Annotated in this window: 18 protein-coding genes; 8 read left to right on the top strand and 10 right to left on the bottom strand. The window is 46.3% G+C overall.

All coding sequences use genetic code 11. The annotated features are described in order from the left end of the window. Positions 1-103 precede the first annotated feature (103 nt). Positions 104-940: a tetratricopeptide repeat protein gene (locus tag EE116_RS05520; RefSeq protein WP_241091649.1), complete on the bottom strand. Its 837-nt coding sequence runs from the start codon at positions 938-940 to the stop codon at positions 104-106. A gap of 130 nt (positions 941-1070) precedes the next feature. On the opposite strand from EE116_RS05520, the gene EE116_RS05515 reads away from it, so the two are divergent. Next, positions 1071-1442: an HIT family protein gene (locus EE116_RS05515; protein ID WP_122873581.1), complete on the top strand. Its 372-nt coding sequence runs from the start codon at positions 1071-1073 to the stop codon at positions 1440-1442. After that, the gene (locus EE116_RS05510; RefSeq protein ID WP_122873580.1) at positions 1435-2286 is read left to right on the top strand and encodes a cache domain-containing protein; all 852 of its coding nucleotides are present in this window, start codon (positions 1435-1437) and stop codon (positions 2284-2286) included. Before EE116_RS05515 ends, EE116_RS05510 begins: the two co-directional genes overlap by 8 nt. On the opposite strand, the gene EE116_RS05505 is transcribed toward EE116_RS05510, so the two are convergent. The 5 genes from EE116_RS05505 to phsA all read right to left on the bottom strand — a co-directional run bounded on the left by EE116_RS05505 (position 2283) and on the right by phsA (position 8016). Next, a complete protein-coding gene (locus EE116_RS05505) occupies positions 2283-3407 on the bottom strand; it encodes a sensor histidine kinase (RefSeq protein WP_122873579.1) in 1125 nt (374 codons plus the stop codon). The two genes, EE116_RS05510 and EE116_RS05505, sit on opposite strands and share 4 nt — an antisense overlap. Continuing rightward, positions 3391-4059 carry a response regulator transcription factor gene (locus EE116_RS05500; RefSeq protein WP_122873578.1) on the bottom strand — a complete coding sequence of 223 codons (669 nt, stop codon included), beginning with the start codon at positions 4057-4059 and terminating at the stop codon, positions 3391-3393. The genes EE116_RS05505 and EE116_RS05500 overlap by 17 nt, the downstream gene beginning before the upstream one ends. Before the next feature lie 124 nt (positions 4060-4183). Continuing rightward, a complete protein-coding gene (gene nrfD, locus EE116_RS05495) occupies positions 4184-5155 on the bottom strand; it encodes an NrfD/PsrC family molybdoenzyme membrane anchor subunit (RefSeq protein WP_122873577.1) in 972 nt (323 codons plus the stop codon). Further along, positions 5148-5717, bottom strand: coding sequence for a 4Fe-4S dicluster domain-containing protein (locus EE116_RS05490; RefSeq protein ID WP_122873576.1), 570 nt, complete (start codon positions 5715-5717; stop codon positions 5148-5150). Before EE116_RS05490 ends, nrfD begins: the two co-directional genes overlap by 8 nt. 10 nt (positions 5718-5727) lie before the next feature. Continuing rightward, on the bottom strand, positions 5728-8016 hold the full coding sequence (phsA, locus tag EE116_RS05485; protein ID WP_122873575.1) for a thiosulfate reductase PhsA: 2289 nt from the start codon (positions 8014-8016) through the stop codon (positions 5728-5730). A 300-nt stretch (positions 8017-8316) separates the two neighbouring features. Here phsA and EE116_RS05480 point away from each other — a divergent pair, with 300 nt between their 5' ends. From EE116_RS05480 to EE116_RS05470, 3 genes are all read left to right on the top strand, one after another. Further along, on the top strand, positions 8317-8880 hold the full coding sequence (locus EE116_RS05480) for an RBBP9/YdeN family alpha/beta hydrolase (protein WP_122873574.1): 564 nt from the start codon (positions 8317-8319) through the stop codon (positions 8878-8880). Positions 8881-8965: 85 nt separating this feature from the next. Further along, positions 8966-12043 (top strand): cytochrome c biogenesis protein CcsA, encoded by a 3078-nt coding sequence (gene ccsA / locus EE116_RS05475; RefSeq protein ID WP_122873573.1) that lies wholly within the window; start codon positions 8966-8968, stop codon positions 12041-12043. Next, positions 12043-12474 carry a fatty-acid--CoA ligase gene (locus EE116_RS05470; protein ID WP_241091648.1) on the top strand — a complete coding sequence of 144 codons (432 nt, stop codon included), beginning with the start codon at positions 12043-12045 and terminating at the stop codon, positions 12472-12474. Before ccsA ends, EE116_RS05470 begins: the two co-directional genes overlap by 1 nt. A gap of 133 nt (positions 12475-12607) precedes the next feature. On the opposite strand, the gene EE116_RS05465 is transcribed toward EE116_RS05470, so the two are convergent. The 4 genes from EE116_RS05465 to EE116_RS05450 all read right to left on the bottom strand — a co-directional run bounded on the left by EE116_RS05465 (position 12608) and on the right by EE116_RS05450 (position 16915). Then, complete coding sequence (locus tag EE116_RS05465) at positions 12608-13105, bottom strand: phosphatidylglycerophosphatase A family protein (RefSeq protein ID WP_122873572.1); 498 nt, start codon at positions 13103-13105, stop codon at positions 12608-12610. A gap of 572 nt (positions 13106-13677) precedes the next feature. Next, positions 13678-14862 carry a sulfate adenylyltransferase gene (locus tag EE116_RS05460; protein WP_122873571.1) on the bottom strand — a complete coding sequence of 395 codons (1185 nt, stop codon included), beginning with the start codon at positions 14860-14862 and terminating at the stop codon, positions 13678-13680. Beyond that, entirely contained in the window at positions 14840-15766 is a 927-nt protein-coding gene (locus tag EE116_RS05455; RefSeq protein WP_122873570.1) for a response regulator, read from the bottom strand. The genes EE116_RS05460 and EE116_RS05455 overlap by 23 nt, the downstream gene beginning before the upstream one ends. An 18-nt stretch (positions 15767-15784) precedes the next feature. Continuing rightward, the gene (locus EE116_RS05450; protein WP_122873569.1) at positions 15785-16915 is read right to left on the bottom strand and encodes a bifunctional 2-C-methyl-D-erythritol 4-phosphate cytidylyltransferase/2-C-methyl-D-erythritol 2,4-cyclodiphosphate synthase; all 1131 of its coding nucleotides are present in this window, start codon (positions 16913-16915) and stop codon (positions 15785-15787) included. 99 nt (positions 16916-17014) lie between these two features. Between EE116_RS05450 and thiC the strand changes: the two genes are divergently transcribed. From thiC to EE116_RS05435, 3 genes are all read left to right on the top strand, one after another. Further along, a complete protein-coding gene (thiC, locus tag EE116_RS05445; RefSeq protein ID WP_122873568.1) occupies positions 17015-18349 on the top strand; it encodes a phosphomethylpyrimidine synthase ThiC in 1335 nt (444 codons plus the stop codon). After that, entirely contained in the window at positions 18339-19439 is a 1101-nt protein-coding gene (locus tag EE116_RS05440; RefSeq protein ID WP_122873567.1) for an Mrp/NBP35 family ATP-binding protein, read from the top strand. Before thiC ends, EE116_RS05440 begins: the two co-directional genes overlap by 11 nt. 77 nt (positions 19440-19516) lie before the next feature. Beyond that, positions 19517-19783, top strand: coding sequence for an ACT domain-containing protein (locus EE116_RS05435; RefSeq protein ID WP_005871308.1), 267 nt, complete (start codon positions 19517-19519; stop codon positions 19781-19783). Positions 19784-19787 lie beyond the last annotated feature (4 nt).

The raw sequence follows: 19787 nt of genomic DNA, 5'->3' as shown, positions 1-19787 counted from the left end.
AAAAGCAACATTTAACAAACATCACAGCGTATGTGGCTCTAAATCTCTCTGTGCTAGCTGTATTTTTAAATTTACAGCAGCAAGGCCTATTTGCCCATTCATCTCAACGCAAATTTTTTAGATACTGGCACGCACTAAATTCCCCAAGCTTACAACCTCTATCGTAAAGTTCTTTGGCGGCGTTTTTATTCTTTTCTACGCCCATGCCTTTTTCGTAGGCAAAGCCCAAATTTGAGCAGGCTAGCGCACTCGCGCCCGAGCAAGCGTTAGTAAAGAGCACAACGGCTCTTTCGTAGTCTTTCTCTACGCCCTCGCCCTTAAAATAGCAAACCCCAAGATCAGCGCAAGAGTCCACGTGTCCGCGCTCGCAAGAGGCCGCAAATATCTGCGCCGCCCTTGCTGCATCCCTTTCTACGCCGTCACCCATCGCGTAGCTTAGGCCAAGATTGTAGCACGCCGTTTCCTCGCCTAGCTTGCAGGCTTTGGCAAACAACTCGTTAGTTTTTTTGCCGTCAGGATAGACGCCAAGCCCCTTGCCGTAGCTATACGCCAGGCTCGCGCACCCCTCGCCTACGTCCTTTTCGCAGGCTTTAGCAAAAAGCTCGTTTGCCTTTTTGTGATCTTGCACCGTGCCCTGCCCGCTTTGGTAAAGTAGCCCCAGATATACGCAGGCTTTGTCCGCACCCAGCCCGCAAGCCTTGTCGTAGTATCGCACGGCTTTTGTAAATACCTTATCAAATTCGTAAAAATACCCAAGTCCTGCGCAATACATCGCGTTTTTCTCGCCGCCTTCATCACAGGCAAGCTCTAAGTTTTTAATCGCGAGCGATAATCTTTTACAAATTTCATCGTTTCCCTTCTTGCACTCCTTGCTAAGATCAGCCAGCTCGCCCCCAAAAGACAGTGCCGCAAAAAACGCAAGCAAAATAAAACGTCTCATAAGCTCAAATTTCCTTTCAAATTTTATAAATTGACCGCCGTAAAACGCCGAAGCCAAGATGCCTGAAGTATAAATTTAAAAAGATTAAAATTCAAATTTGGCTAAAATCGCTATCAAAAAGGAGCTTAAAATGATTTTTGAAGACGAGCTGATTTTCGTCGAGCGAGAAACGAGCGAGATACCGTGGGTAAAAATTTTTACCAAAACACCGTTTAAGGAGCTCACCGACTGCGACGATGCGACGCAAAAAAGGGTATTTGAAGCAGTTTTAACGACCGAAAAAGTAATGAGAAAATTTTACAGTCCAACCAAAATAAACATCGCAAGCTTTGCAAACTACGTGCCGCGCGTGCATTTTCACGTGATGGCGAGGTTTGAGAGCGATAGCTTTTTCCCCGAGTCCATGTGGGGCAAAAAGCAGCGCAAGGGCGAGCTAAATTTACCTGATTTTGCCGAGTTTTCTCAAATTTTAGCGCGCGAGCTAGGCAGAGCCCGTGAATAAAAAGATACTTCTAACGCTCGCGATCATCGTAGTAGCAGGCGTTTTAATGGTCTATAAGGCGCGCTGGGACGAGCAAACGCAAACGGAAAATATCAAAAAATTTCTCGACTTTCAAACGCAAATTTTAAATAAAAACATAGAAGAGGAAAAACTCTCCGCAATGACGGTTGCGACGCTGCTAGCGCAAAACGAACACGTGAAAAAATGTATGAGCCAAAATAACCGCCAAATGTGCCTAGAGACGCTTGGAGAATTTACAAAAACGCTAAGCAAGGTGCCGATCTACGAAAACGCCAAATTTCACATCCACACGCCTGAAATGAGGAGCTTTGCTAGGAGCTGGATACCGCTGTATAACGACGATCTAACGAACTTTCGCCACCTGCTAGCCGAGGCCAAAAACGGCGTAGCCGCAGGCATCGAGGTCGGTCGCGCGGGAGTTTTCATTAGGTCGGTCGCGCCGATATTCGAGGATAAAAAGATGCTCGGCAGTATCGAAGTGCTGCTTGATTTTAAACATTTGAGCGACTTTTTTGCGCAGCAAGGGCTCGGACTTTTCGTATTGCTCGACGCCCGCGGCGATCTGCCCTATCAAAACAGCAGCGACGAGGGCATCATCGAGGGCTTTCATTTCGTAAATAAGAGCTACGCGAATTTAAACGTCTTGCCGATGCTAAAGGATATCAAATTTAAAAGCGGCGGATTTTATCAGACGGATTCGCACGCCTTTACCGTCCAGCCGATGAACGACGCAAAGGGCGAGCGCGTGGGCTACTTCGTGATTTATTTTAACTCGGACTCAAAAGAGCGAAATTTAGCAAAACTCGGCGTTTGGTTTGATTAGTCAAGCAGGCTTTTTGAGTACGGCGAAAATTTGTAGGTAAAGACGCTGCCTTTGCCCAGTTCGCTTTTAACGCCGTACTCCACGCCGTTTTTCACGCAGATGCTTTGCACGATATTTAGCCCTAGCCCAAAGCCGCCCTGCACGCCTTCGTCTCTGACGTAGCGTTTCCAAATTTTACTCGTATCTTTTATGCCTTCGCCCTCGTCCTCGACTACGAGCACGATTTTGCCGCTTTTTTCAAAAAGGCGCAAATTTATTATCCCTCCTTCGCGGCTGTATTTTACGGCGTTGCTTAGGTTGTTGTCGATCAGTCTGCCCGCCTCTATCTTGCTCATGAAAATTTGCAAATCAGGCTCGATGAAGTCGTAAATTTTGATATTTTTCGCCATCGCGATACCGCGCATATACCGCGCTCGCTCGAGGCTAAATTCGCTCAAATTTAAAATCTCTGGCGGAAATAAAATGTATCCGCGCTTGATGTAGTATTCGGTATCCTCATATGTAACTTGCATTTGCTTTAGGGCCGAGCGCATGCGGGTGACGTATTTGTTATCAAGACCTAGCATCTCGAGGTTTATGCCGATGACTCCCAGCGGAGTTTTTAGCTCGTGCATCGCGTCGTTAAAAAAGTTATTCATATATTTTTTAGCGTCTTTGTAGGGCTTTATGCCGCTAACAAACGACAAATAAAGCGCGAAAAATACGACCACGAGCGCAAACGCTAGAGTTAGAGCCGTGACAAATAAAATCCTAGCCACGTTTTGCTTTTTGGCTAGCACCAGATAATAAAACTCGCCGTCCGCGCGAAAATAGGTTTTGTAAAAAAGATGTCCGTTTTCTTGCCTGGTGATAAATTTTAAATCGCTCGGGCGCGCGTCCAAATTTGAGACGACTTGCTTTTCTTTGAGATCAAAAACGCCGTATTTATATGTGAGCGAGATAGGCAAAGTCTTGTTTTTATCGAGCGCTTTGCGGATTTTGCCCTCGTACTCGAGTAGCTCGAACATATTTTTTGAGTATTCGTCTTTGGAGCTTAAATTTATAATCTCGTAGCTTTGAAATATAAACAAAGCCATGATGATAAAAGTGGCTAAAATAGGGATTTTAAGATTTTGAAACATCTATCTTATAGCCTAGTCCGCGCGCTGATTTTATAAACTCCGGAGTCGTTTTTTGACGGATTTTTAGTATATGCATGCGCACGTCGGCGGGGTCGATCTCCTTATCGTTCCACACTTCGGCTCGCAACCTTTCGATGCCTACGAAGCTGTTTTTATGAAATAGCAAACACTCGATGATAGCAAATTCTCTCGTACTTAGCTCGACGGGCTCGCCTTTAAATTTGAGCCGTTTTTTAGCCGTATCGAGGCTAAAGTTTTCGTCGATAGCGATCAAGTTTTTATCGTCTCTGCCGTGATATTTTCGCATTAGCTCGTTTACTCTAAATTTTAACTCGGCTAGTTCAAATGGCTTTTTTAGATACTCGTTACAGCCCAGCTCGTATCCGACCGCCATATCGTCTATATCTACAAGCGAGGTCATTATCATTATGGGCGTTTCGCATCCGATATCTTTGGCGTATTTTATCACCTCGTGCCCGCTGATGTGCGGGACCTTGATATCAAGTATCAGCAGGTGATAAAAGCCCGCCGCTATCTTGTCGCAGGCTACCTTGCCATCGGCAGCCTCATCCACCTCGTAGCCAAGACTTTCTAGGTATTCGCTAACGCTCTCACGATATACGAAGTCGTCCTCAAGCAGTAAAATTTTCATAAATTCTCCGAATTTTATCGCAATATTTTAAGGGAGATGATAGCTAAAAATGATTTTGGATCGTCTGAATTTAAAAAGGCCCGGCGAGTTTACCGAGCCTAATGCGTATAGTTTAGCCTAAATTTCACGCGCCCGTGAAAACTTGACCGGCATAAACTATATAGTATCTTAGCATCACGACGCCGCAGATAACTACAAGAGAGTTTGCTATGATGTAGCCCACTCTATAAGCGTGATTTTTAAGAGCCGTTAGCGCTATGGTGATAGGGGTCAAAAGTCCGATACCCACGACGCCTATCCAAAATATTAACGCGTATTGTCCGGTGCTTAGAGCTTGTTTTGCGGCGACCGCGCTAGCTCCGCCCTCAAAATATAGTCCCAAAAATAGTATAGCTATAAGCGGTATCTCGAAAAGTACGGCACGCAAATCCATAACCAAAAGATACTTCACGTTGTCTTCGTTAAGAAGGTGTTTGAAGCAAAAAAGTCCGACCAAGATGTTTGTCGCTACGCCTGAGCTAAAGCCTGATGTTAGGAACAAGATTGGCAGAATCGGCGTATTCCAAAGCGGAAGCTTCGTAATCGCGCTAAGCAAAAAGCCCGTATATATACCCACGCCGATCGCAAGACCGAAAAGCGCCATCTCGACTATCTTTGAAAGAGGCGCAAAAGAGCGAATCAGCCTAGAAATAGGACGTAAAATCGCTAGAATTTTATACTTTTCTATCTCTTCTTCAAAAATAATTACCGCAAAAAGGTAAGCCAGCGGCGTATAAAGCAGCAATAACGCAACGCCGATAGACATAACCGAGCCGAAGTTATACTTAATCAAAATCCAGTAAAAACTAAGCGGTTTGCCAAGGTCAAGCACCAAAAGCGCAAGGCCCACGGTAATCGTTATAGGAGCCACTAGAGCGCCCGCCTTTACCATCGCGTCCCATATGCTGCCGTCTTGTTTTTTGTGGTAGTTCCACTTAACAAGCAATGCAACCATCATCGCGCCTGCGGACAAACCCGCCAAAAATAGATAAACCGCTATCGGCCACGGCCAGTAAATTTCGTTATATTGCGCTACGCTTCCCCACATATTATTCATGGCTTCCTCCTTTGCGGTTAGCTATCATAGCAAGCTTCGGTTTGGTTTTAAGCTCGGCTTTAGGATAGTAGTGAGCTTTATTATTTAAAATTTTACTTACTTCGCTGTTTGGATCATTTATATCGCCGAATGCCAAAGCATCGGTCGGACAAACGGTCACGCACGCAGGCTGCTCGCCTACGCTGACTCTAGTTTCAAAGCAAAACGTACATTTGCCTATCTCGCCGGTTTTTGGCTCGACGTAGCGAGCGTCGTAAGGACAGGCCAGGATGCAGTATTTGCAAGATACGCAGGTAGAGTGATCTAGCAGCACGATGCCCTCCGCCGTCTGAAAGCTAGCTCCAGTAGGGCAAACCGCCACGCACGGAGCATCCTCGCACATCACGCAGCTGTGTCTGCTAAAGTCGGTTTTTAAATTTGGGAATTTGCCCTTTATCTGCGAATGGACTTGAAGTCTAAAAACGCCTCTAGGCACTTCGTTTTCGCTCCTGCAAGCCACCGAGCACGCTTGGCAGCCTATGCAGAGGTTTTCGTCATGTATCATTCTATACGCTTTTTTCATCTTTTTTCCTTTACGCTTTTATTATCTTGACGCCGACGTTTCGCACCATCGTGGAGGCGACGGGGCCGATCACGGTAGGATCTAGTAGCTTGCTTTGATTCGTTCCTACGCCGTTCGTGCGTTTTAGTCCGGCGCTTTCGTGACCGAAACCGTGATAGACGAAAAGCGTATCTTCTCTGATGCCTTCAGTCAGCATCACGCTTGCTTTTTCTTTTGCGGTTTTGCTTTGCAAGGTTATTTTGTCGCCGTCTTTTAGCCCGTATTTTTTCGCGGTATTGGGATGTATCCAAACGGGCGCGCTACTCATCAGGTCGTTTAAAAATTCGACGTTTTGCGTGTGGCCGTTGGTATGTATCGGCGTTTTACCGCTCATTAGACAAAGCTCCTCGCCGAAAAATACGTCCATGCCCTCGGCGTTTAAGCAGCCGTATCCCGGAAACTGCTTTTCGACCTTTTCGCTAAAGAGCTCGATCTTACCGCTATCGGTTTTAAATTTGACCTGCGATTCCATCAGCCCGTCGTCGCCCACGAACTGCTGCGCGTAAGGGAATTTTTTCGTAAATTCTTTTACGCTATCTTTTTCTCTAAACAAAATCCCCGGCACCTTCCACGTGACGTAGCCGTCTTTAACCAGCTTCGCCAAAAGCTCGGCGTTTCCCTTTACTTGCTGCATTCGCCACTCATCCATCGTATTTGAAGTATATAGCTCGTCTATTTTCATCCTGCGGGCTAACTCTCTAAAGATATCGTAGCCGTTTTTAGTATCGCCTACGGGATCTACGACCTTATTTCTTATCATATATGCGGGTTTTAGGCCAGATTTATCCTCGATACCTTCGTCGCGCTCCAGATAGGTGCTCTCAGGCAGTATCACGTCCGCCCATATCGCAAAATCGCTCATATAAATATCCGAACAAACGATAAAGTCAAGCTTTTTAAGGCTTTCTATCGTAGTTTGCGTACCTGCGACGTTGATAGGGTGGTTAAACCTTATGCTAAACCAGCCTTTTACGGGATAAGGCTTCTCGCTTAGTATGGCTTGCGGGATCTCCATCAAAACGCCGTGGCTTCTGCTGACGAATTTGTTTCGTCCGTCCTCGCCCGCAGCGTCTATTCTAGGCACTTTAGGTACTTTTATCGCGGCGTCCGGGTTTGTGATCTCAGGGATTAGCTCTTCGCCGATTAGTTTGTTGTAAAATTTAGCCTTTTTACCGCCAAAAATTCCGCCCTTTTTCTCCCAGTTGCCCATCATCGCGTTTGCCGTCATTATGGCTCTGGTGCGGATGTATTCGGCTCTAGTTGTAGTGGTGTTGTGACCGAAGTCGATGATGACTTTAGGTGCGGCTTTCCAGATTTCGCCAGCGATTCGCTCGACCGTTTTTGCAGGTATTCCCGTGATCTTTTCTTGCCACTGCGGAGTTGTGTCTTTGGTCGCTTCTACGACTTTGTCAAATCCGATCGTAAATTTCTCTATAAATTCTTTATCGTATGTGCCATTTTTGATCCATGTATGGATAAGGGCTAAAACAAATGCTAGATCAGTTCCCGGTTTTACGGGTAGCCACTCGTCGGCTTTTGAGGCTACGACGCTAAAGCGCGGATCTAAAACCAGCAGCTTGGTATCTTCTTTCGCGGCCATTTTAGCTAGCTTTTTAGCGTCGGCGATGACGATGCCTTCAAAGAGATTGTGCCCGAAATTTACGACGTATTTTGCGTTGCCGAAGTCTCTTTTTAACTTCGCATCGCCGTACATATGCTCGCAAACCATCTGATAGGTGATCGGACAACAGGAAAAGTGAGAAAAGCAGTTTGGCGAACCGTATGCGCTAGCAAAGGTCGTCATTAGCTTGTGCGTTTGGCTTGATTTTGCCGTAAATACAAAGCTCTCGGGACCGTATTTTTCCTTGATTTCTAGCATTTTTTTAGCGACTAGATCTAGTGCCTCGTCCCAGCCCGCCTCGCGCCATTTGTTTTCGCCGCGCTCGCCTACTCTGATGAGCGGTTTTACGATGCGCTGCGGATCGTAGAGCTGATTGTGCCCGCTGCCGCCCCTTGCGCACACGGAAGTCGCCGTGCCGCCTACTTTGCCGTTGCCTTGGATAAAGACGGTTTTGCCGTCTACGACCTTGGCCTCGATAGGACAGCGAGAAGAGCACATCTCGCAAAAACTATAAACGGTCTTATCGCCGCCTTCTAGCGCTTTGGCGCCGACTGCGCCTAAAGTACCGGGCGCGTAAGTCATCGCAAGCAAGCCCGTGGCCGTGGATGCTTTTAAGAAATTTCGCCTCGAAGTATCCATTTTTTCTCCCTTTTTGAAATAAATTTGCCGAAATCTTAAATAATCAACGTAAATTATACGTAAATTTTTCGTATCAATATAAATTTTAATTGATAACGACTATTTCGTTTTTTAGGGAACAAGCTTAAATTTAACTTCAAATTTGTCAAATTTACAAATATCAAATTTTAACGGTTGATGATATTTAATCTGCCGTTTACTTAAATTTATAACTTAAAAAGTATTCTTGCGATTCGCGTCAAAAATTATTTTAATTTTATTTGTATATAATTCGCGTATTTTTTCAAAAAGGCAAATTTAATGAAAAAGCAAATTTACGTCATTCACGGCTACGACGCTTCTCCGCAAAGTCACTGGTTTTCCTGGTTTAAAGAAAAGATGCGCGGCCTTGCCGAGGTGGAAATTTTAAAGATGCCAAACCCGCAAACACCGAAGCTAAACGAGTGGCTAGAAACAATGAAGCAAAACGTAAATTTGGGAGAGAATTCATTTATCATCGCTCACAGCCTAGGCACGATAACTAGCCTAAATTTTCTTAGCGGTTTTGCAAATTTGCCCAAATTCGGCGGTCTAGTCCTTGTATCGCCGTTTGACGAGCCGATTAAGGAATTTGCTATATTAAATGAATTTTGCGAGCCGCAAATCGCCTATGAAAAGATAAAATCAGCGGCGAATTTTATAAAAGTAATAGCCGCAAAAGACGACTATATCGTGCCTTGCGAGCTTAGCCTAAAGGTAGCGAGAAATTTAGGCGTAACGCCCGATATCTTTGAAAAAGGCGGACACTTTATGAGCGCGGACGGTTTTAGCGAATTTGAGTTTATATTAAATTTATTTAAACTTAAAGACGAAAAATTATCATAAAATAATAACTAAAAAGTAAGTTTATTTAAAAAAAATTACTATAATGTGCATTTTGATTTACTAAATTTATGTTCAAGGATCTGTTTTGAGCGAGTTAAAATCCCTATTTTTCAGTATGACGTCAGCCGTCGTGCTACTTATTATATTTGCTATCGGTAGCGGCGCGGCAACGATAATAGAAAGCTACTACGACACAAAAAGCGCGTGGGCGGCGGTTTACGGAGCGAGTTGGTTCGCTTTAGTGCAGGTGCTTTTAGGTATAAATTTGGCTTACAATATTTTTAGATACAACCTTTTAAGAAAAGAAAAACTACCCGTTTTGATATTTCACGTTAGCTTTTTGTTTATGCTACTTGGCGCGGCAATGACGCGATATCTTGGCTTTGAGGGCAACATCCACATCAGAGAAAACGAAACCTCAAACGCGGTATTCGGATCCGTTTCCAGAATAGAAATCGCAGCCGAAAAAGACGGTCAAATTTACTCAAACTCAATCCCGAAACAAATCACTTCCGTCGGCTCAAACGACTTTAACTTGCCGCTTGAAATCGCGGGAAAAAAAGCAAATTTAACCTTTGACGGATACTACAAAAAGGCCGAAACCGAGTACTACGAAGCGGAAAAAGGCGAACCGCTCGTTAGGCTTGCGGTCTCAAGCCCGGACTCAAAAGAAGAAATAAGCCTGCAAGCCGGCGAAACTCGCGAGGTAGGCGGCGTTAGCTTTGCATTCGACGCGCAGCCGTTACTTGAAAATTTCGTCAAAATCGAGCTAAAAGATGGTAAATTTTATCTAACTTCGAACCAAAATATCGGCTACTTTACGATGACGACCAACGAAAAAGGCGAGTACGCGAAAGACCAAGCGACCGAGTTTTTACCGATGCAGCTCTATACGGTCACGGACGTAAATTTCGTTCCAAAATCATTGCTAACCAAGGCGGCCAAGCGAGTCGTGAGCAAAAACGGCGAATACGACGCATTGGTGGCAAATTTGACGTTTGACGGGCAAACCCAGCAGCTCATGCTCTATGAAAACAGCTACATACCTGCTAAAGCTAAGATCGACGGCGTGCTTTTTAACGTTTATTGGGGCTCAAAGATGGTCGAGCTTCCATTTTCTTTAAAACTTGAGGACTTCGAGCTTAAGCGCTATCCGGGTTCAAATTCGCCGATGAGCTACTCTAGCGACGTCATCGTCGAGGACTCTAGGACCGGAAACTACCCGTATAAAATTTATATGAACCACGTACTAGATCACGACGGATATAGATTTTTCCAAAGCAGCTACGACCAAGACGAGCTTGGCACCGTACTATCGGTAAACCGCGACCCGGGCAAGATTCCGACCTATGTCGGCTACTTTTTGCTGGGACTGGGACTATTTTTTAACGTCGTAAATCCTCGCTCGCGCTTTAGAAAACTAGCTAAAATGATAAACGAGGATGCCGTTAAAAAAGTCGCGAGCTTTGTGATAGTGGCCTGCTTTGCGGCATTTGCTCCAAGCAAAACCTACGCAGCCGATAACGCTAGAAATATCGATGCAAACCATGCCAAAGAGCTTTCGACGCTAATCATCCAAAGCGCCGACGGAAGAATGAAGCCTTTTGATACCGTAGCAAGGGAAATTTTAAACAAGATCCACCGCAGCGATACGCTAGACGGCCTAAATGCAAACCAAGCCATACTTTCTATGATGATAAACGCTCCGTACTGGCGCGACGTGCCGATAATCTATGTCGGAAATAAAGAGCTAAAAAAACTAATCGGCATAGATGAAAAGGCCAAATACGCGAGCTACAACGACTTTTTTGAAAGCGACAAAGACGGTAAAATCACCTACAAACTCAACAAATTTGCCGAAGCAGCAAACCGCAAAACGCCAGGCGAGCGAGGTACGTTCGATAAAGACTTGCAAAAAGTAGACGAGCGCCTAAATATCCTTTATATGGTGTTTATAGGCGAAGTTTTTACGATGTTTCCAAAGATGGACGACCCGAATAACAAATGGTACGGTATAGCTTCGGCTATGATGTACCTTCCTAAAAACGAGAGCGAGCCGATCGGCAGGATGCTAAGGAGCTATTTCACTAGCGTTGCCGAAGCTACAGAAAACAACAACTGGCGCCGAGCAAATCAAGCTCTAGCCGAGATCAAAACCTATCAGCAAGAACACGGCAAAGCGGTCATCCCGGGCGAAAAACGCATCGAGATGGAGCTGTTTTTTAACGAGTATAAAATTTTCGAATCGCTAACGCCGGTATATCTTTTGGCTGGGTTTGGCCTTTTGTGCTTCGTGTTTGCTAAGATGGCAAGGCCTAAACTAAATATCAAATGGCTATTTGGTATCGTTTACGGCGTAAATATCTTGGCATTTTTACTGCATACTTTCGGCATCGGCATACGCTGGTATATCGCTGAGCACGCACCGTGGAGCAACGCCTACGAGTCGATGATTTATATCGCTTGGGCGCTTAGCTTATCAGGCCTCGTGTTCTCGCGCCAAAGCCCGATAGCTATGGCTCTAACCTCGATTTTAGCGGGCGTTACGCTATTTGTCGCACACCTTAGCTGGATGGATCCGCAGATCACTACTCTAGTGCCCGTACTTCAGAGCTACTGGCTAACGATCCACGTTTCAGTCATCACGGCTAGCTACGGATTTTTGGGACTTTGCTCGCTGCTGGGTATGTTTACGCTCGTACTTTTTGCCCTGCAAGGCGGCAAAGAGCATAAGGAAATTTCGCGAAATATCCTAGAGGCTACCCGTATAAACGAGATGGCGATGATACTAGGCCTTAGCCTGCTTACGATGGGAAACTTCCTAGGTGGCGTTTGGGCGAACGAAAGCTGGGGTCGCTACTGGGGTTGGGATAGCAAGGAGACGTGGGCGCTGGTTTCTATTTTGGTCTATGCGGCGGTTTTACACATCAGATTTATCCCTAAGCTAAACAGCCAGTACGCATTTGCCGTGACTTCGATGTTTGCTTATTGGTCGATCATAATGACCTATTTTGGCGTAAACTTCTACCTAAGCGGTATGCACTCGTATGCTGCGGGCGAGCCGATACCGGTGCCTACTTTTGTGTGGGTTGGTGCGCTTTTGATGGTCTTGATCGCGGTTTTGGCGTACTTTAGAAAGCCCGATAAAACGGTAAAACTATAATGAATCAAACTACGATAGTAATAATTCTAGCGACGATTCTTTTGATGCTCGTCGCTTCCCTTGTTTTTATGGCGGTTAAGCTAGGTAGCGACAAAATCGCGGCCAATAATGCGGCAAAAGAAGCCGCCAATCGAGGCATCACACTAGATGATTTACTCGCCGTAGCAAACGATCCAGGCACTAGCAAAAATAAGTTATTTTCTATTTTGAGGACATTTTCTTCAAATTTTAGGTTACCGCCTAAAAAAGACGGCGTAGCGCCCGAGGATGCAAAAGAGTATTTAAATTTTATTCTAGCTATAGCTTCACATAAAAACGCTGACGCCAAACTAATAGCTTTTATGACTAACGAACTAAAAAAGAAAAATCCTGAATACGCAAGAGAGATCGACGCCTATGAACAAAAAGGCATGGCGCAAGCAAAAAAATAAGCTCGCGCCGATTTCTTTTTCTTCAAACTTCACTATCCGTCGCTATGATTTAAAATAACCGTAAAAGTTTCCAAATTGGCGGTAAAATTTACCGGATTTGATTTGACAACCGCCCAAAAATCGCCGAATAACCCTACTTCACAAACGGCAGCTCAAATTTAATCCACTCATAGTCAAGCCCGATCTTCGTCACGGCCTCGTAGCAAATCGTGCTAAGAAGCCCCGCAAAAAGCCCTGCTAGCATATCGTCGCCCATCACGCCGAGTCCGCCCTTGACATCCCTATCGATGCGCCCGATCACGGAAGGTTTCCAGATATCAAACACCCTAAAAAACAGAACCGAGAGCGCAAACTGCACCGCCGTAGCGCTGCTGATAGATATCGCCAGCCAAACGCCCGCAACCTCGTCTATCACGATGCTGCCGTGATCGTGCATGCCGGTTTTTGCTTCATAATCGTCGATGATCTTTATGCTATATAAAAAAAGGCAAATCGAAACCAAAAATAGCGTGGAAGCGGGCAAGATCGTCAAAATCCCAAACGCCGCGACCGCGCCCGCTATCGAGCCTACCGTGCCGGGAGCTTTGGGGCTTAGGCCGGCGCCAAAAAACGTTAAAAACAACCTTTGCATATTTTTCCTTGAAATCAAATTTAAATCATAAACGGCGCACTTTTACTCGCCGATTTTTAGTACGATTTTAGCAAATTTAGCTTGCAAATTTCAAAATTCGGACGTCAAATTTGCGCCAAACTCGGATATTTTCAAATTTAAAAACACGGGCCGCTAAATTTGAACCAAAACCGCAAATTTTACTCAGGCTTTTAGCTCTCAAATTTTGACAACAAGCACACCCGTGCCTGCGCAAAAACCCGCACCTTTAAAACATCAAATTTGACGCCAAGTACGGCACGACGTCTCTTGCAAACAAAGTCGCAAGCCGCCCAGCGCCATAAATAAACAACACTAAATTTAAGTTTTTGCGGTGCGGGTCTGGGCGAGTAAATTTAAAGCCCGAATTTACAAAAACTTGGTTATAAATTTGAGCGCGAGAATTTTAGGTGTAGTATCGTGAAACAAATTTAAATGCCTTACTTCGCCTACGGATCAAATTTAACAAATATAAGACACGTGCTAAAATTTGCCGACTCTGCAAAAAATGCCTGCTAGACTAACCGCTTTTGCCAAAATCTCAGAAAGCAAATTTAAGTCAGCGACGTCGTCTGATAAAGCTTCATCAAATTTTCGTAAAACTCCCTCTCCGTCTGCTTTTCGAGCAGTCCGTTGCTAGGGAAAAGATCGTCGCAAAGCTTTTGGATATTTTCAAATCGGTTCGGGAAAAGCTCGCTCAGTATCATCGCCGAGATGTCGCGCCGCATGAGGATCGCAGGCGGCAAGATACCCGCTAGCAGCAGCGTTTTTAGCGTCTGGGCGTGGTATTTGATGTGGTGGTGCTGGCCGTGCGGGCAGGTCTTGGTGCTAACTAGCGTCTTGCACTCGTCGCAGTAGACGAGCTCGGGCAGCACGACGATATCTAAATTTAGATCGTTTTTATATCGCTCTAGCACCGTGTGGGCGACGTTGTGATCGTAAAACATCCCGATACCCGCGTGATTTTGCCCCACTATGAGCTTATGAGCGCCTAGCCTATGCGCCGCGATGCACTCTAGCGTCGGATTTAGGTGCGAGCTAAAGAGATTTGAGTTCTCAAAAGGCACGATGATCAGGCGGTTTTTGGGGACGTAGTTTTGGATGAAGTACTCCAGCACGCTTTTTTTGAGCAAAAAGCTCATCATCTCGTCCGCGCCGTGGCTTTTTAGTAAAAATAGCAACACCAGATCGGAGCTATCTATCGTCATCCTGATTAGGCGCTCGTGCGCGCGGTTAAAGGGCTCCGCGGTTAGCATGATCGCCGAGACCTTGCGGACGTTTTGCTCTCTTTTGACCTCTTCGATCAGTTTTCTTACCTCGGCTAGCTTGTCGTCGTAGATTTTTATCTCGCCGCTCACGGCCAGTTCGCCGCTTTGGCTTTGTTGCGCGGGCGCGGCTTCGTTGGCGCGAAAGATATTTTGCGAGCTTTTTTCGGCGTTAAATTTAAAAACCTCGCCGACCTCGATATACCCAACCACCTTGCCGCCGTTGATAAGCTCGATATGATCGCCCTTTGAGGCGTTTTTTATCGTTTCTTGGTTGCGCTTGCCGTGCGGCGCAAAGATAAAAGTATATGGCATCGGTTCGCCGGCCAAAAAGCCCGTTTCGTAGATCTCGTTCGCCTCTTTTTCATTCATCAGGCGGTTAAATTTGCTAAAAATTTGATTTTCTATGAGATCAAGCGCGCCGAAAGCCTCGTCGTTTATCCAAACGGCGTTATTTTTTCTTGACGACGTCATATTTTTTCCTCTTTTCCCAAAGCGATTTGCGCGAGATGCCTAGCTTTTTGCTAAGCTCGGTATCGGGGTATTTGTCCTGATAGTTTACGATGATGTGCTTGATGTAGTCGTCGATCGTCAAAATTTCGTCGATTTGGAAATTTTTCTCGTCGCTTGCGATGTTTAGCGTCTCCATCGGCGCTTCTTCGTTAGGATTGGTCGAGCTTGCGATGAGCTTGCGTTTAGCGGCGAGAGATACGATCTGATTTTTGGCCTCTTGACGTAAAATTTGAAAATTTGAAAAATACAAAAGCGTGCGCGGATTTGCCGCGGCTATGGCCTCTAAGTCGATGCCTGGCTCTAGCGGGACGTATTTGAAGCTCAAATTTAGCGCCTTTGCGTACTCGAAAACGAAATTATCGGCGTTTATCATTTTATTGCACTTTATGAGAAGCGGCAGCTTTATGCGCTTAAAGTCGAAATTTAGCGCCGAGACGGCCTTAAAATGATAGTTTAAGTAGTCCTGATAGGTCTTTATAAATGTTTGCAGCCGCCTAAACTCCTCAAAATGCTTGATCTTTCGCACCAGCTCCTCGATCATAAACGGCTTTTGTATGTAGTCGCTAGCGCCCGCTTTTATCGGGATCGAGACGGTGTCATTGCTGATGTACGTGATGAGCAGGATGACGACGGAGTCTTTAAATTTTTGTATGATTTTTAGCGTCTCGTCGCCCGCAAACGCGCTAGAGAGCAGCACCACGTCAAAGTGCACGTCCTTAGCGCCCTCCTTTGCCCTCTGCTCAGGCTCGCTTTTCATCGCATCCATCGCGCTTCTTGTGATCTCGCACTCATAGCCTAGATTTTCCAGCTTTGAGGCGATGCTTTGGGCTAGGTAGATTTCGTTTTCTATTATCAAAACTCTCATTTTTTTACTTTCGTCGTTTTATTTTTGCGTCCAGTCGTAAATTTTTAGACTCGCCGACGCCGTAGCGGCTATGCCCTCGCCTCGCCCGGTAAAGCCCAGCTTTTCGGTCGTCGTGGCCTTTACGTTTATGCGGCTCGGGGTCAAATTTAGCGCATTTGCGATGTTTATTTCCATCGCAGATTTAAATTTGCTAAGCTTTGGTCGCTCGGCTATGACGGTGACATCGGCATTAATAAGCTCAAATCCGACGCTTTGAACCAGCCTATATGCTTCTTTTAGTAACATAGCTGAGTCTGCCCCCTTAAATTTATCGTCGATATCGGGGAAATGCTCGCCTATATCGCCCAGACCGGCGGCTCCCAGTATCGCGTCGATGAGCGCGTGGATAGCTACGTCGCCGTCGGAGTGAGCCTTTAAATTTCGCTCAAAAGGGATTTTTTCGCCGCCGATTGTTACGAAACTTCCCTCTTTTTTCTCTTCTTCAAAGGCATGCACGTCAAAGCCGTTTCCCACGTAAATTTCGCTTGACGGCGCACCAAGGCCGCAAATTTTAGAAAGGTCGTCTTTAAATGTGATTTTTCTAGCGTTTTCATCGCCCTGCATGTACCAAATTTTACCGCCCGCAGCCGCTATTGCCGAGCTATCGTCGGTGCAAATTTGACCCGCTTCAAGCGCGCTTTTTAGCATCTCCGTGCGCGAGAGTTGCGGCGTCTGGATGAGCTTGATCTGCTCTCTATCGACGGCCTGGGAGCCTAGATAAACGGTATCTGGCACTTTTAGCGCAGGCACGACGCAGTCGGCGTTTTGGATGCCGCCTATGATGCGCGAGAAAAGCTCGGCACTAATCATCGGACGAGCGATGTCGCTCACCAAAACATACTCGCTTTGGACGAGTTTAAGAGCATTTTTTAGGCTCTCTTGACGGGTCGCACCGCCTTTTACGAAGCGATACGTTGGGGCAAATTTGCTCATATATTTTTCCTCGTTTGAGGCAATGATTATCTCTTTAAAAGCATAATGCGAGCTTAAATTTTTAGCGGCAAAGAGCCATAGCGGATCGCCTCCGACGCGCAACCACTGCTTTTTAACGGGCATCTCAAAACGGCTAGAGCTTCCAGCTCCGAGCATTATCAGCGTAACGTCTAGCAAAATTTCTCCTTTGGCAAAGTGTTACGATATTATACATCCTAAAAGCTTGTTTTTATCTTTTTTGAGTAAGATTAGAACCAAAATTTTAAGGAGCGAAACATGAAAGAATTTCGGGTCAAATTTGACTCCGCCGACAAAACTCCAACGCAGATGTACTACGCTAAAAAAGGCGTTATAACGCCCGAGATGAACTACGTAGCGCAAGCTGAAATGCTAGATCCCGAGCTCGTTAGAAGCGAGATCGCCGCGGGCAAGATGATAATCCCCGCTAACATCCATCACGAAAATTTGCTCCCGATGGCGATCGGCAGGGAGGCCAAAACCAAAATCAACGCAAATATCGGCAACTCAAGCCTAAGTAGCGATATCTGCGCCGAGCTTGAAAAGCTGCAAATTTGCCTAAAATACGGCGCCGACACGGTCATGGATCTAAGCACGGGCGGTGATCTGGATGCCATTAGAAGCGCTATAATCGCAAATTCGACCGTCCCCATAGGCACCGTGCCGATGTATCAGATCATCCACGATATAAAAGAAGTCGAAAATTTAACGACGGACGACATCCTAAAAACGCTCGAAAAACAGGCGCGTCAGGGCGTTAGCTACTTTACTATACACGCGGGCTTTTTGCTCAAATTTATGCCGCTGGTCGCAAAGCGAAAGATGGGTATCGTTAGTCGCGGCGGTAGCTTAACAGCTAGCTGGATGATGCACCATCACAAGGAAAACCCGTTTTACGAGGCCTTTGACGATATTTTAGAAATTTGCGCCGCTCACGACGTCGCGCTATCTCTAGGCGACGGGTTGCGTCCCGGCTGCTTATACGACGCGACCGATGAGGCTCAGCTTAGCGAGCTGCGGGTTTTAGGCGAGCTAACGCTGCGCGCATGGGAGAAAAACGTACAGGTGATGATCGAGGGGCCGGGTCATATTCCTTTAAACCAAATAGAGTATAATATGAAAATCGAACGCGAGCTGTGCCACGGCGCGCCTTTTTACGTGCTAGGACCGTTGCCTACGGACATCGGCGCGGGGTATGATCACATCACTTCGGCTATCGGCGGGACGATGGCGGCCTTTTACGGAGCCTCGATGCTGTGCTACGTGACGCCTAAAGAGCACCTTGGTTTGCCAAACTCAAACGATGTGAGAGATGGCATCGTAGCGCATAAGATCGCCGCTCACGCAGCCGACGTCGCGCTAGGCAAAGCAGGCGCGATAGAGCGAGATCACGCGATGAGCGATGCTAGATACGCTTTTGACTGGAACAGGCAGTTTGAGCTAAGCCTAGATCCCGAGAGAGCGCGCGAGCTACACGATGAGAGCTTGCCGCAAGAGTCGTTTAAAAAGGCGGAATTTTGCTCGATGTGCGGGCCTAAATTTTGCGCGTATAAAATTTCGAAAAATCTAACGAAGGAGAAAAATGTTAAGTAAAGAGGATGTCTTAAATAGACTAAAAGGCGTGATATATCCGGGCTTTGAGAAAGATATCGTGAGCTTTGGATTCGTAAAAAACGTCGAAATCGGCGAGAAAATTTTAATCGAGGTCGAGATCGTAAGCTCAAATCCGGATGTAGCAAACGAGCTGCGAACCGACATAAAGCGCGTGATGGGCTCAAACGAGTGCGTCATCAATATCATCCAACCAAAAATCCCAGAGGAAAAAAGCAACAGCCAAAGCGGTAAAAACATCGCTCCGCAGATCAAAAATTTCGTAATGGTAAGCTCGGGCAAAGGCGGCGTGGGCAAGAGCACTACGACGCTAAATTTAGCTATCTCGATGGCAAAACTAGGCAAAAAAGTAGGCATCCTAGACGCCGACATCTACGGCCCAAATATCCCTAGAATGCTGGGCGAAGTGGGCACGCAGCCTCAAGTCGTCGGCAACAAGCTAAAACCGATCCTAACTCACGGCGTCGAGATGATGAGCATGGGCGTGCTAATGGAAGAAGGCATGAGCCTCATCTGGCGCGGCTCGATGATCATGAAAGCTATCGAGCAGCTGCTAAAAGACGTATTTTGGAGCGAGCTTGACGTGCTGTTTCTGGATATGCCTCCGGGAACGGGCGACGCACAGCTAACTCTGGCTCAAAGCGTACCGGTGACTGCTGGCGTGTGCGTCACGACGCCGCAAGTGGTAGCCCTAGATGACAGCAAAAGAGCACTTGATATGTTTGAGAAGCTTCACATCCCGATCGCGGGCATAGTGGAAAACATGAGCGGATTTATCTGCCCTGAAAGTGGCAAGGAGTATGATATATTCGGCAAAGGCACGACCGAGGAGGTAGCAAAAGCCTATAGTACCGAAGTGCTAGCCGAAATCCCTATCGAGCCTGCCGTTAGAGTCGGCGGCGACAGCGGCAAGCCGGTGAGCTTTTACGAGCCAAACTCGGTCACGGCTAAACGCTACGAAAAAGCGGCGGCTAGGCTGTGGGAGATAATCGAAAATATCAACAATGACGGCGGCGCGGACAACTCGTCTATCCAGCCCGTGATGGACGGCAAGAGTGCTTGCTCGAAGTAAAATTTAAAATCTAAAGCCCGAATTTGATCAAATTTGGGCTTTAACTCTCGCAAATTTACAAATTTAGGAGAACGACGATGAAAGCGATCGTAACGGTGATCGGTAAGGACAAGGTTGGCATTGTGGCGGGCGTTTCGGCTAAGCTCGCGCAGCTTGGGCTAAACATAGACGATATCAGCCAGACGGTTTTGGATGAGTTTTTTACGATGATGGCGGTGGTTTCCAGTGAGGAAAAGCAGGACTTCACGGCTCTGCGCGAGGAGCTAAACGAGCTAGGCGAAAAGTTAAAAGTAAAGATAAATATCCAAAGCTCGGCGATCTTTGACGCCATGCACAACATCTAAGGCG

The sequence above is a fragment of the Campylobacter showae genome (genome assembly GCF_900573985.1).
In the GTDB taxonomy this organism is placed as follows: domain Bacteria; phylum Campylobacterota; class Campylobacteria; order Campylobacterales; family Campylobacteraceae; genus Campylobacter_A; species Campylobacter_A showae_E.
This window is presented reverse-complemented; position numbering and strand designations above follow the sequence as displayed.